Annotated in this window: 14 protein-coding genes; 9 read left to right on the top strand and 5 right to left on the bottom strand. The window is 52.9% G+C overall.

The annotated features are described in order from the left end of the window. The first annotated feature begins 110 nt into the window (after positions 1-110). Genes pepV through P398_RS0107740 form a run of 6 tightly spaced genes read left to right on the top strand, consistent with a single transcriptional unit; the run spans position 111 to position 7,121 of the window. Positions 111-1,496: a dipeptidase PepV gene (pepV, locus tag P398_RS0107715; protein ID WP_029334680.1), complete on the top strand. Its 1,386-nt coding sequence runs from the start codon at positions 111-113 to the stop codon at positions 1,494-1,496. A 60-nt stretch (positions 1,497-1,556) separates the two neighbouring features. After that, positions 1,557-2,708 (top strand): MFS transporter, encoded by a 1,152-nt coding sequence (locus tag P398_RS0107720; protein ID WP_029334681.1) that lies wholly within the window; start codon positions 1,557-1,559, stop codon positions 2,706-2,708. 5 nt (positions 2,709-2,713) lie between these two features. Continuing rightward, positions 2,714-3,289 carry an RNA 2',3'-cyclic phosphodiesterase gene (gene thpR, locus P398_RS0107725; RefSeq protein ID WP_029334682.1) on the top strand — a complete coding sequence of 192 codons (576 nt, stop codon included), beginning with the start codon at positions 2,714-2,716 and terminating at the stop codon, positions 3,287-3,289. Continuing rightward, positions 3,259-4,098, top strand: a complete 840-nt coding sequence (locus P398_RS0107730; protein ID WP_029334683.1) for an NERD domain-containing protein — start codon at positions 3,259-3,261, stop codon at positions 4,096-4,098. Before thpR ends, P398_RS0107730 begins: the two co-directional genes overlap by 31 nt. Positions 4,099-4,119: 21 nt before the next feature. After that, entirely contained in the window at positions 4,120-6,285 is a 2,166-nt protein-coding gene (gene pulA / locus P398_RS0107735) for a type I pullulanase (RefSeq protein ID WP_034799016.1), read from the top strand. A gap of 50 nt (positions 6,286-6,335) precedes the next feature. Continuing rightward, positions 6,336-7,121: a phosphotransferase family protein gene (locus P398_RS0107740; protein WP_051151414.1), complete on the top strand. Its 786-nt coding sequence runs from the start codon at positions 6,336-6,338 to the stop codon at positions 7,119-7,121. A 49-nt stretch (positions 7,122-7,170) separates the two neighbouring features. On the opposite strand, the gene cydS is transcribed toward P398_RS0107740, so the two are convergent. Next, on the bottom strand, positions 7,171-7,281 hold the full coding sequence (cydS, locus tag P398_RS17170; RefSeq protein ID WP_407637219.1) for a cytochrome bd oxidase small subunit CydS: 111 nt from the start codon (positions 7,279-7,281) through the stop codon (positions 7,171-7,173). Positions 7,282-7,416: 135 nt separating this feature from the next. Between cydS and trmB the strand changes: the two genes are divergently transcribed. Both trmB and P398_RS0107755 read left to right on the top strand, forming a co-directional pair. Then, positions 7,417-8,064 (top strand): tRNA (guanosine(46)-N7)-methyltransferase TrmB, encoded by a 648-nt coding sequence (gene trmB, locus P398_RS0107750; protein ID WP_029334685.1) that lies wholly within the window; start codon positions 7,417-7,419, stop codon positions 8,062-8,064. 105 nt (positions 8,065-8,169) lie between these two features. Next, on the top strand, positions 8,170-8,679 hold the full coding sequence (locus tag P398_RS0107755; RefSeq protein ID WP_231557611.1) for a hypothetical protein: 510 nt from the start codon (positions 8,170-8,172) through the stop codon (positions 8,677-8,679). 29 nt (positions 8,680-8,708) lie between these two features. Here the strand turns inward: P398_RS0107755 and dhaM are convergent, their stop codons facing one another. The 4 genes from dhaM to P398_RS0107775 form a co-directional block, all read right to left on the bottom strand. Continuing rightward, positions 8,709-9,071 (bottom strand): dihydroxyacetone kinase phosphoryl donor subunit DhaM, encoded by a 363-nt coding sequence (gene dhaM, locus P398_RS0107760; RefSeq protein WP_024371331.1) that lies wholly within the window; start codon positions 9,069-9,071, stop codon positions 8,709-8,711. A gap of 1 nt (position 9,072) precedes the next feature. After that, a complete protein-coding gene (dhaL, locus tag P398_RS0107765) occupies positions 9,073-9,663 on the bottom strand; it encodes a dihydroxyacetone kinase subunit DhaL (protein ID WP_029334686.1) in 591 nt (196 codons plus the stop codon). A 19-nt stretch (positions 9,664-9,682) separates the two neighbouring features. After that, positions 9,683-10,660, bottom strand: coding sequence for a dihydroxyacetone kinase subunit DhaK (dhaK, locus tag P398_RS0107770; RefSeq protein WP_024371333.1), 978 nt, complete (start codon positions 10,658-10,660; stop codon positions 9,683-9,685). Between the two features lie 102 nt (positions 10,661-10,762). Next, positions 10,763-11,065, bottom strand: a complete 303-nt coding sequence (locus P398_RS0107775; RefSeq protein WP_024371334.1) for a PepSY domain-containing protein — start codon at positions 11,063-11,065, stop codon at positions 10,763-10,765. Positions 11,066-11,200: 135 nt separating this feature from the next. Here P398_RS0107775 and P398_RS0107780 point away from each other — a divergent pair, with 135 nt between their 5' ends. Further along, on the top strand, positions 11,201-12,274 hold the full coding sequence (locus tag P398_RS0107780) for a M42 family metallopeptidase (RefSeq protein WP_024371335.1): 1,074 nt from the start codon (positions 11,201-11,203) through the stop codon (positions 12,272-12,274). Positions 12,275-12,389 lie beyond the last annotated feature (115 nt).

The following is a 12,389-nucleotide window of genomic DNA, read 5'->3' on the forward strand; positions in this document are numbered from 1 at the left end:
TATAATATCGATAAAAGACGAACGAAAAAATATTTTCGAAATGAATGTTCGTCTTTCTAACATTTGGATATACTAGTAAGGGAGAGTACATTCGTAAAGGGGAGATTAACATGAACTGGAGACAGGAAATCGATGCACGAGAAGAGGCGTTTTTAGACGATTTGAAAGGCTTGCTTCAAATCCCGAGCGTCCTTGACGAATCGAAGGTCGGGCCAAACGAGCCGTTTGGTCCCGAAGTGCGTCGCGCCCTCGACTACATGCTTGAGCTCGGTAAGCGCGATGGGTTCACGACGAAAGACGTGAACGGTTATGCGGGACATTTAGAATATGGTTCAGGCGAAGAACTCGTCGGCATTCTTTGCCATTTGGATGTCGTGCCGGCCGGGGAAGGGTGGACGTATGGGGCGTTCAACCCGACGATTGTCGATGGAAAAATCTACGCGCGTGGAAGTAACGACGATAAAGGGCCGACGCTCGCCGCTTATTATGGCCTCAAAATCGTCAAAGAGCTCGGCTTACCGCTCTCGAAACGAGTCCGCCTCATCGCCGGCTGTGATGAGGAGAGCGAGTGGCGCTGTGTCCGGGAATATTTCAAACAAGAAGAAATGCCGACGTACGGATTTGCACCTGACGCCGACTTCCCGATCATCAACGCTGAGAAAGGGTTATACGACGGTGTCTTGAAGCAAGTCCCAATCCAGCGCACGTCAGGAGCGAAGTATGAGTTACGCTCGTTCATGAGTGGCGAACGCCCGAACATGGTGCCTGACTTTGCAACCGCCGTGTTAAAGACGGACGATGTTCTAGAAGAGAAATTTGAAGCGTATCTAGAGAAATATGAAGCGGACGGGACGTGTGTGTACGACCGGGGCGAGTACACGTTTACGATGAAAGGCGTGGCTGCCCACGCCATGGAGCCGGACAATGGCGTAAATGCGGCCTACGTGCTCGCCGGATTCCTGTTGCCGCTCTCGCTCGACATCCAAGGCGAGCGCTACATCGAATTCGTCCGCCACGTCTTCGCCGACTCGCGGGGCATCTCGCTAGGCATCGAGGCGAGTGATGAGACGGGTGACTTGACCGTTAACGGCGGCGTGTTCCGTTATAGCGCGGATGAACGCACGGCAACGCTCAACATCCGTTACCCGTACACGGCAAAGTTCCCGGAACGATTGCAAAACTTGAAAGAAATCGCCTTGTCGTTCGGTTTCGAGTTGACGACACGTCATCATATGCCGCCGCATCACGTGGCAGAGGACCATCCGCTCGTCAAGACGTTGCAAGCCGTCTACGAACGTCAGACGGGCGAATCGGCTAACTTGATGGCGATCGGCGGCGGGACGTACGCCCGTTCGCTCGAAGCGGGTGTCGCGTTCGGCGCCTTGTTCCCGGGCGCGAAAGACGTCGCGCACCAAGTCGATGAATATATGGAAATTGAAGATTTGTTCCGGGCGGCCGCAATCTATGCGGAAGCCATCTATGAGCTCGCTAAATGAAAAGACTCAGAGAGCTGACTGAACTGGTCAGCTCTCTGTCTGTTAGGAAGGAAGTTTGTTGTGAACCAGCAAAAACGTTTATTTCAATCCATCTATGTTGCTATATTCTTCGCCCAAGGTGCACTGATCCCCTATATGGCCTTGTTCTTCTCGCAGGATCGGTTCGATTTGTCACCGAGCGAGGTCGGGACGATCGTGGCCATTTTGCCAATTCTCTCCATCGGGGTCCAACCGCTTTGGGGGATGCTCGCCGATCGGACCGGTCGCGTCCGGGCTTGGCTCGTGCTCGCGATGGTTGGTGCGGCCGCGTTATCGCTCACGTTCTTGTTTGCGACGGCTTATGTATGGATCGTCTTGTTGATGGTCGCCTGGTCGGTCTTCCAATGTGCCCACATCCCGCTCGTCGATATGATGACGCTCGACTATACGGCCCGTGCTAAAATTGATTACGGGGCCATCCGTCTGTACGGTTCAGCCGGATTTGCCATCGCCGTCTTCATGATGGGTCGAATCTCGGATACGGCGTGGGGGTTGTCGAGCACGTTTCTTCTCAGTGCCATCGTACTCGTCATCGGGAGCGTCGTGTTGAGACAAATCTCTGAAGTCGAGGCCCCGCGCCCAACCGCAGTCGCACCGTTCGCTTGGTCAGCCGTTTGGAACAAGCAGTTCGTCGCGTTTCTCATCGGCGGGATGCTCGTGTTCGGTCCGATTTATGCGAACAACTATTACTTCGGTATTTATGTGACGAGCATCGGAGGCTCGACGACGCTCATCGGGACATTGTTTTTAGTCGCCGTACTTTGTGAGATCCCGTTCATGAAAGTGGCCCATCAGATCGTCTTCCGCCTTGGGACGGTAAACGTGCTCGCAGGCGCCGCCTTCATCTCGGCTTTACGCAACGGATGGTTGGCTTTCGAGCCGCCACTTTGGGTCGTTTGGTTGCTCGCGATCGTCCAAGGACTCGTTGTCGGTTTGCTCATCCCTGTAGCTTTGCAGTTTGTTCGCAGTCTCGTCAGCTTAAACGTGACGTCGACGGCGATCGGCGTCTACATGGCTGTCACATCGGGCTTGGCGACGGCCGGATTCAACCAGCTCAGTGGAATCATCATTGAATATGACAGCATCATCGGTGTATTTTGGATGTACACTGCGGTCAGCTTCGCAGGTGCGATTTTATTCTTGGGACTACGACGGTTCCATCGGAAAGGGTGAAGTCGATGTCGACACATTACTTTTTAGCGTTGCCGATCGAGTCCGCGGAATTTGAACGGATTCAACGGGAGGTCTTGCCGTACTATTCGTATCATCGCATTTATCGACCTGACGAATTTCACGTGACGCTTCAATTTTTAGGTGCGTTAGACGATGACCAAGTTGAGGCGGTCCGAGAAATCACGAAGCGCGTGGCGGACGAAACGTCACCCTTCACGTTGACGTTTCAACGATTGGACCACTTCGGTCGATCGGAACGCCCGCGTGTGTTGACGATCGTGCCGGAACCGGAACAAGCACTTATGACGTTTGTGAGTGAGTTACGGGGCCGGTTGTCTGAAGATATTCCGGCGCTCGATCGGAAGCCGTTCGTCCCTCACGTCACACTCGCGAAAAAATGGGACAGCGGGACGATCGCGCCTCATGTCGCTCCCGCGTTTAATATTATAGAGAAGATCGACGCTGTCGTACTATATCGAATCAATCCGGGTCATAAACCGGCATATGAGGCGATTGACGTATTCCCGCTAGCGCGTTCAGAGGAGGAGTCATGGCGATCCCGATTAAAATTTTTGACGTAATCTCAAAGTATGAACGAAACGTTTTAGACCAGTACAATCGCTACCAAGAATACGTGGAGTCGGACACGGCGCGCCTTCAACGTCTTCATGAGTTGAATCGGTTGAATCCGCCTGAAGTGATCGAGTTCGAGAACCCGTGGTGGAAGTTTTGGCGCCGCGTGGAGCGAATCGAATTGGAGCCGACGCCATTGACGGATACGCAATTTCAAGCGATGTTGACGGCAAGGCGCCGGATTCAAAAATTGCAATTCGCTTGCGAAGGTGCGACAGAAGCGGACGTTCCGATGCTGGCGTTTCTGCGCGAGTATGGGTACCGCCGAATGCTGTTGGAGTGGAACGAGAAACATTTCTTCATGTATCGTCCCGTCGTCAACTGGAACGGGGCGACTGTGGAACTGAGTCATCTCATCATCGGCCCGTCACACATTTATATGGTCGAATGGCTCGACGGGGACCGAAGTATTTACCACATATCAAAAGAGAAGACGTGGGTTCATCAACCGCTCAAAGGGGAAAATAACCGTGTAGTCAATCCGCTTATCGCATTGACACGCACAGAAGAGATCGTTCGTCAGTTTCTTCCGTCCTATGACGGGGTTTTCCAAAAAGTAACGGTGGCCCCGAACGGCTATTTCGATCACGTTCCTACATCCAGTACGACCCAGTTCGTTTCCCGGTCAGATTATGACCAATGGATGAGACAAGTGAACGGGCGTGCCCCGATCGTCAAAGCCCAACAAATTCGAGATGTGGCGACACTACTAGATCAGACAGCACAGATGCCGTTTCGACAATTTTTGGACCAGTAGGTAGGAGAGGATGGAACACGTATGCATCACACACCAGACCAGCAAACGACAACCCATGCGACAATCGAACGGGCATCGCTTCTGTCGTTCGAACTGATTCGGCTTGAAGTTGTCCCTGAATATGTTGCCATTCCCGTTCAAATCGAGCAGAACGGTCGCCCAATCGAATACACCGTCGTCAAAGAGCGATGGACCGAGACGGGAATGATTGAACGTGACTTGAAATTGACGCGGCCCGTCTCATTAGAAACCGTCTATACAGTCTTTCATCCAGGCCACAAAACGATCGTCGTCGTTCCGCAAGAAATCGTTCAGACTGAAGAATTCGAGCGTCGGTATGCCTACGATGGGCCGCTCGGGCTCGTCTTTGGTTCGACCGACATCGAGGCGTTCGTCTGGTCACCGGTCGCGTTCTCGATCTGGGTGACGGTGCACGATGAAGAGACGCATCGCGAAATCGAGCGTTTCCGGATGACGAGACAAGCCCGTGGCGTTTGGCATGCCGAAGTTCCTCGACTTTATGAAGGCTTGCTCTATCGCCTTCACGTCAAAACGCCAGTTGAAACGAATGACGTCGTCGACCCTTACGCGAAAGCCGTCAGCGTTAATGGCGAATTTGGCGTATTGGTCGATGTCGAAGCGCATATCGCCGAACACGTCGAGACGACCGAGCGGCCGCCGCTAAGGAAAGCGACCGATGCTGTCATCTATGAACTTCATATCCGGGATTTCACGAGTCACCCGTCATCGACGAGCCGATTGAAAGGATTATATGGCAGTGTCGCTGAAACGGGGCTCTTGACGAGCGCCGGACACAGCGCCGGCCTCGACTATATAAAAGAACTCGGCGTCACGCACATTCAGCTATTGCCGGTCCATGACTTCGGCAGTGTCGACGAGTTGACGCGCATGCCGTACAACTGGGGGTACGATCCGATTCACTGGTTCGCCCTGGAGGGAAGTTACGCCTCGAATCCGCTGGCGCCGCTCGCTCGGGTGTCAGAATACGCCCAACTCGTCTCCGATTTGCATCGGTCCGGGCTTCGGGTCGTCGTAGACGTCGTCATGAACCACGTCTACGTACGGGAGCAATCGTCGCTCGAGGCTCTCGTCCCATACTACTATTTCCGTTATGAGCATGACGGGACAGTCGCGAACGGTACCGGTGTCGGCAATGATACCGCCTCCGAACGTTACATGATGCGCCGTATGATCGTCGATTGTGTCACGTACTTCGCGACCACGTACGACGTGGACGGATTCCGATTCGACTTGATGGGGATCCACGATGTCGAGACGATGAACCAAGTCCGGGCTGCGCTCGATAAGATCGACCGGTCGATTCTCATGTACGGGGAAGGATGGGATTTAGCGACGCCGCTTAGCCCATCTGTGAAAGCGACGTCCCACAATGCGGCCCATATGCCAAGGATCGGTCATTTCAACGACATGATGCGAGACGCGCTCAAAGGCTCCACGTTCAATGACCGAGAGCAGGGATTCGTCTCTGGGAACGAATGGCGCGAATGGGAGCTGCGGGAATGTCTCACCGGTGCGGTCCAAATCCCGAACGTGACCGTCGGACGTTTCCCGAGTCCACAGTACACGATCAACTACGTCGAAGCACACGACAACTACACGACGTTTGACAAGCTACAGCTCGCCTGCGAAGAGACGGATGAGGCGACGCGACTGCGCATGCAACGTTTTGCGACGGCTATTGTCATCACATCACAAGGCGTCCCGTTTTTACATGCCGGCCAAGAGTTCGGACGGACAAAACAAGGGGTCGAAAACAGTTACAACGCCCCAGACCGCATCAACCACTTCGACTGGGACTTGCGCGATGAACGGCTCGCTGAAGTCGAATATGTAAAAACGTTGCTCAAATTACGGCGTCGTCATACGTGTTTCCGGTTCGACACCCGGCAAAAAGTAGTGGAGCAGTTCAAGTTCCTCCCGTCTCCGCCCGGCGTCATCGCCTATGAAGTGACGGCGAGTCATTCCTATGACGCTTGGCAACGGGTACGTGTGTATTTGAATGGAACGCATGGCGACGTCACGTTCCATGCGGACGGGGAATGGAACGTCTACGTTCAAGGGGAGCGGGCTAGCCTCACACCGATTGTCCGGAATCCAGTCGAGATTCAAGTCGAGTCGTTGTCAATGACGATTATCGCGTGTTAATATGGTGATTGTATCTTTTTAATTTCTTATGAGATTTGAGCGTGATGAATATGTATTCAGATATAATCGGTGCGCTCGGCGAGGAGTGGACGGTCGCCTCGGCAGGTGGGATCACAGGTGAGGCATACGTGGCGACGACGCGCCAACAGAAAATTTTCGTCAAGCGGAACTCGTCTCCGTTTTTAGCGATTTTATCCGCCGAAGGCATCGTTCCGAAATTATTATGGACGAAGCGAATGTTCAACGGCGATGTCCTAAGTGCGCAACAGTTCATCGAAGGGCGAGAGTTGTCCCCGGACGACATGAACCGTCCCGACGTGGCGGCCCAGCTTGGGAAAATCCATCATTCGAAAGAGCTATTGTTCATGCTACAACAATTGGACCATACGCCCGTCACGTCTGCCCTGTTGCTCCGGCAATGTGCCGCCTACGGACAAGACGAGTCGAACGAGACGATCGACGAGGCGGTTCAATGGTTGATGAGCCACCGCCCGGTCGATGACGAGCAAGAACTCGTCGTCTGCCACTCGGATTTGAACCATAACAACTGGATCGAAGACGAGTCCGGTCAACTGTATTTGACCGACTGGGACGATGCCATCATCGCGGATCGGGCGTTTGACTTGGCGATGGTGCTCTATAGCTATGTCGACGAAACAGATTGGGAAAACTGGTTCCGGCAATACGGAGTCACTTTGACCGAAACGTTGCGTAATCGGATGCACTGGTACGCAATCGCCCAGACGGTGCTCACGATTTATGGGGAGCAGAGTGAGATGGAGCGACAAGAGGGACTTTCCGTCTTGCAAGAACTTCTCGACGAAACGAACGAATAGAAATAGAAAAAGGGATGGCCCACAGCTGGGTCATCCCTTTCAATATGCATTATACATCATCAGGTTTCATAAAGAACGCCCATACGAACGTCGCGATGACAGCGGCGAAAAAAGTTAACGGGGCCGCATAAAAAATTAAGAATTGGTCCAACGTGCTCATCAATCTAACCTCCTCGGAAGGATGATATACGTTCATTAAACAACGATTTCGTGTATAATCGCAAGGGGACTGCTCGCTTGAAGCGGCACAGTCAGATCAAACTTGAACATTTCATGAACGAAAGGTAGGATTTACATGCGATTACGCCACAAACCTTGGGCGAAAGACTATATGCAAGCTCAAGAACACGTCTTCATCACTGATCCCGCGTCGTTGAAAGGGAACTGGTCAACCGAGTTCGGCAATGACCACCCGCTCTTCATCGAGGTCGGGTCAGGGAAAGGACAATTCATCTTAGGAATGGCCAAACAACATCCGGACGTCAATTTTATCGCGATCGAGCTTTTCGAGAGCGTTGCCGTCTCGATCGTCCAAAAACTTGTCGAAACACCGATGCCGAACGTACGGGTGTTGACGGTCGACGCCAAGCAACTCGTCGATTATTTCGAAGCAGGAGAGGTCGACCGCGTCTACTTGAACTTCTCGGATCCATGGCCGAAGACACGCCACGCGAAGCGTCGATTGACGTATAAAACGTTCCTTGCCACGTACGAGTCGGTCTTACCGCGCGGCGGAGAAATCCATTTCAAAACGGATAACCGCAGTTTGTTCGAATACTCGCTCGAAAGCATGAGCCAATACGGGATGTACTTCACAGACATTTCACTCGATCTTCACGTGAACGAGCCGGCTGACAACGTTCGTACCGAGTACGAAGAGCGCTTCAGCGCAATGGGACAGCCGATTTACCGGATGGAGGCCGCGTTCCGTCCGAAAATTTGACACGCTTTTTTCTTATTTTAATAGCATTTTCTTCACACTTTTTTCTTTCTTCTTGGTACAATAGGAATGACGCTAAATTGGAATTAGAGAAGGGGGAACATGGGGATGTTGAAAAAAGCATGGGCAAGCCTGCTTGCAGTAATCTTCATTCTAACAATCGCACCACTTAATACCTCGGCTAACGAGGCGTTTTTGGACGCCCTAGAAGAGGACTTGAAGGCAACGCATTATGACTACAAAGAAGGAACTGCGGAAATCATCAAGCAAGAGACACTCACGTCTTCGAACGGAAATGAGATCATTGCAGCGGTCGTCGAGCTCGACACGATTCGTGACGGCATCTTCATCACGCGTAAAACAGAGTTCCATTACTTTGACGCGACCGACAACAAGATTTTAGCGACGGCCGACCTCGGTGAAGTCGAAGGTGCGACCGAGTTTGCTGATGCGAACATCGACATGCTCGGACAAAAAGTCGTCTACTGGTTGCCTGTGTTGATCATGTTGTTGTTGATTGCGATTCCAGCACTCATCTTGTTCTTCGTCGTGCCACGTTTCTACTCGACGACGGAATACATGAACCCGATTTACGAAAAAAACGATAATCCACGTTAAAAAAAGAGCCGATTGATTCGGCTCTTTTTTTATGTGTCTTGCTTCAATTGCTCCATAATTTGCTCGAGCTCCATCCCGTTTCCTGAGGAGACGGCGGCGACGAAGGCGCTCTCGACGATCGGTCCGTCATAAAACTGGACGTCTTTGTCGCCTTCATACATATCGATCGCCAATTCGGCGTTCATCGTCGCCGAACCGATATCGGACAAGAGGAGGGCCTCTTTGTCGACGGCTTCAAGCGCCTCAAGGATACGAGTCACATCGGTCCCGATGCTGCCATCTTCGAGCCCGCCGGCGAGATGGATTGGAACCGTCGGCGCCATTTCTTTCAACAAGTCTTGAATCCCTTCAGCGATCTTGGCGCTGTGGGAGACGATGATGAGTTCGACGATGTTAACCGACCTCCTTCATGATGGCTTTCAAAACGATGGCGCTTGACATCGCCCCAGGGTCGATCGTCCCGCGTGAGTTGTCGCCGAAGTAAGAGGCGCGCCCTTTCGTCGCTTTCATGTCTTCGGTGTTTTGGACGAGCTCGTCAAGTTTCGCGACGTAGTCGTCCGAGTCGTTCAGTTCGTTCAGGAACGGTTCCCATACATCGACCATCGTCTTTTGACCTACTTCCGATTTCCCACGCGCCTTGATGGCGGCCGCACCTTCCTCGAGGGCGGATTTGACGAGCGCGAAATCCGCTTCCTCGGCATCGCCGAACGCCGTTGCCGCTTTCACGAACGCCGAGCCATAGAGGGGGCCGGCCGCTCCGCCGACTTTCGCCATGAGCGTCATTCCGACTTTCTTGCTCAAAGCGCCGAGTGAATCGTAATCCTCATCGAGTACGGAAACGACGGCCTCGAACCCGCGAGACATGTTAATCCCGTGATCACCGTCACCGATGGCTCGGTCCAGGTCGGTCAGTGTGTCTTTGTTTGCCTCGATTTCTGATTGGGCGTTCCGTAGCGCTTCTTTCAACCCGTCTATCGTTAACATGCGATCAACACCTCGTTTATCAAATTTTGAAACCGTGCGCTGCCGAAGGCGCATCGAGATAATTCGTAATTTCATCATCAAGTGGTAAGAGCGTGATTGAGAAACCGTGCATCTCGAGCGATGTCATATAGTTGCCGACGTATTTCCGCTTCAGCGTATAGCCGGCCGCCTCAAGTTTTTTGGCGACGAAATGATAGGTGACATACAGCTCGGACAGCGGAGTACCGCCCATTCCGTTGACCATAACAGCGACTTCGCCCGGCTCGACTTCCTTCTTCAAGTGATCGAGAAGGTCATCTACGATCGAATCGACGCCTGTCGTGGGCTTCCGCTCGACCCCACGCTCCCCGTGAATGCCGATCCCAATCTCCATCTCTTCCTCATTCAAGTCGAAGCCCGGTTTTCCGCTCACAGGCATGTAGCACGGTTCGACGGCCATCCCCATGGAACGGACGTGGCTCGCGACTTTTTCGGCGACGGTTTTGACTTCCTCGAGCGATTTCCCGCTCGCGGCAGCAGCCCCTGCCACTTTATGAACGAAAACCGTCCCGGCCACACCGCGGCGATCGTCTTTGTTCGCAATGGCGACGTCATCCGCAACGACGACGTGGTCGACTTTAATGCCTTCAGCGTCTGCGAGTTCCGCGGCGAGCTCGAAGTTCATCACGTCCCCGGCATAGTTTTTCACGACAAGGAGGACCCCATTTCCGCCATCCGCCGCCTTGATGCCTTCAAGCACCATGTCTGGCGTCGGGGATGTGAACACTTCTCCGCAGACGGCGGCGTCTAACATCCCATCGCCCACGTAACCGGCATGCGCCGGCTCGTGACCGCTGCCACCACCGGAGACGAGACCGACTTTTCCAGACTTCGCGCCACCTGCTCGACAGATGACGTTTACTCCTTCGACACGACCGTACACGTCAGGATGGGCGTGGACCATCCCTTCGACCATTTGCGATACGAGCTCATTTGCCTCACCGATCAGTTTTTTCACGTGGGATCACTCCTTTTCGAATTTAAAAAAAGTACCAATTACATTTTTCCACTCTTTTAGCTGGATTAAACAAAAAAACCGGCGAATCTTCGCCGGTTCTGGTCATGCATATTCGAGTAAAGCACCTGTCTCTGAGTCGACCGTGAATTGGTACGTCTTTTCTTCATCGTTCTCAAGGACAGAAATGCCGCCTTTGAAGACGTCATATTCGCGACCATCGTAAGTATAAACCTCAGGAGATGCCGAGATCCATGCCCCTTGGACGTGACCTTTGGCTGAAAACGCGCGTTTCGTATATTCGAGCGCATCTTCGGCCGATAAGCTTCGTTCATCTAATACTTTTTTCGTCATAAGTGCGGCAACGACAGCGACCCCGATTCCAACTAACCAATACCTTTTCTTCATATGACTACCTCCCCTTGAACTGTGGCTATCATGTACATCGTACCAAAACCTGTACCCCATTGGAATGAAAAGCATTCGCTTCTATCGAAAACTTCTGTATATAATGGTTGCACAACGGTTGAAGGGATGAGACAGATGGAACAAAAAACGAGAGATTTATTCAAGACGCTGACCGAGCTGCCAGGTGCACCGGGCTTTGAGTCGGAAGTGCGCAGTTTCGTGCGGGACCGCATCACACCGCACGTCGATGAAGTCATGACGGACGGCATCGGTTCGATTTTCGGGAAGCGTGTCGGAGACGAATCGGGACCGCGAATCATGGTCGCTGGCCATATGGATGAAGTCGCGTTCATGGTCACCCGGATCACGGACAACGGCATGTTATACATACAACCACTCGGCGGCTGGTGGAACCAAGTGCTCATGGCCCAACGATTTGATATCGTGACAGCGGACGGAAAGATTCCAGGGGTCGTCGCCTCGACACCACCGCACTTGCTCGGGCCAGACGCGATGAACAAACCGATGGAAATCAAACAGATGTTCATCGACATCGGGGCCGATTCGAAAGAAGAGGCGGAGTCTTGGGGAGTACGTCCGGGTCTTCCGGCCATCCCGTCAAGCGAGTTCACACCGCTCCATCATCCGAAAAAGATCATGGCGAAAGCGTGGGACAACCGCTACGGCGTCGGTCTCGCTGTCGAGCTGTTAGAAGAGACGACGAAAGCGGACCATCCGAACATTTTGTTCTCCGGTGCGACCGTACAAGAAGAAGTCGGGCTTCGTGGCGCTCAGACAGCTGCCGAGATGATTCAACCGGACGTCGCCCTCGTGCTCGATGCGTCACCGGCGAACGATGCGTCGGGAAACAAGACCGAGTTCGGCCAACTTGGAGAAGGGGCGCTCATCCGCATTCTCGACCGCGTCATGGTCATGTCCCCTGAGATGCGTGATTTCTTGCTCGATACGGCGTCAGACGAAAACATTAAAACGCAATACTTTGTCTCCCCAGGTGGCACGGACGCCGGTCGGATCCACTTAAGCGGTCAAGGCGTACCGACGGCCGTCATCGGGGTTGCGGCCCGTTACATTCACACGCACGCATCGATTCTCCATACGGACGATTACGACGCGGCGAAAGCGCTCTTGAAGGCGCTCGTCAAGCGGCTCGACCGCTCAACGATGGAAACGTTGCGCGCCTCCCGTTGATTCGGAAACGTCACTTTACAAGTGGCGTTTTTTTTATTGCTATTTATTAAAAAATGCTTATACTAAAAAACGTGTGAAGACACGAACGTTACTACTGACAAGACAATGAAAAGAG

This window comes from Exiguobacterium aurantiacum DSM 6208, assembly GCF_000702585.1.
In the GTDB taxonomy this organism is placed as follows: domain Bacteria; phylum Bacillota; class Bacilli; order Exiguobacteriales; family Exiguobacteriaceae; genus Exiguobacterium; species Exiguobacterium aurantiacum.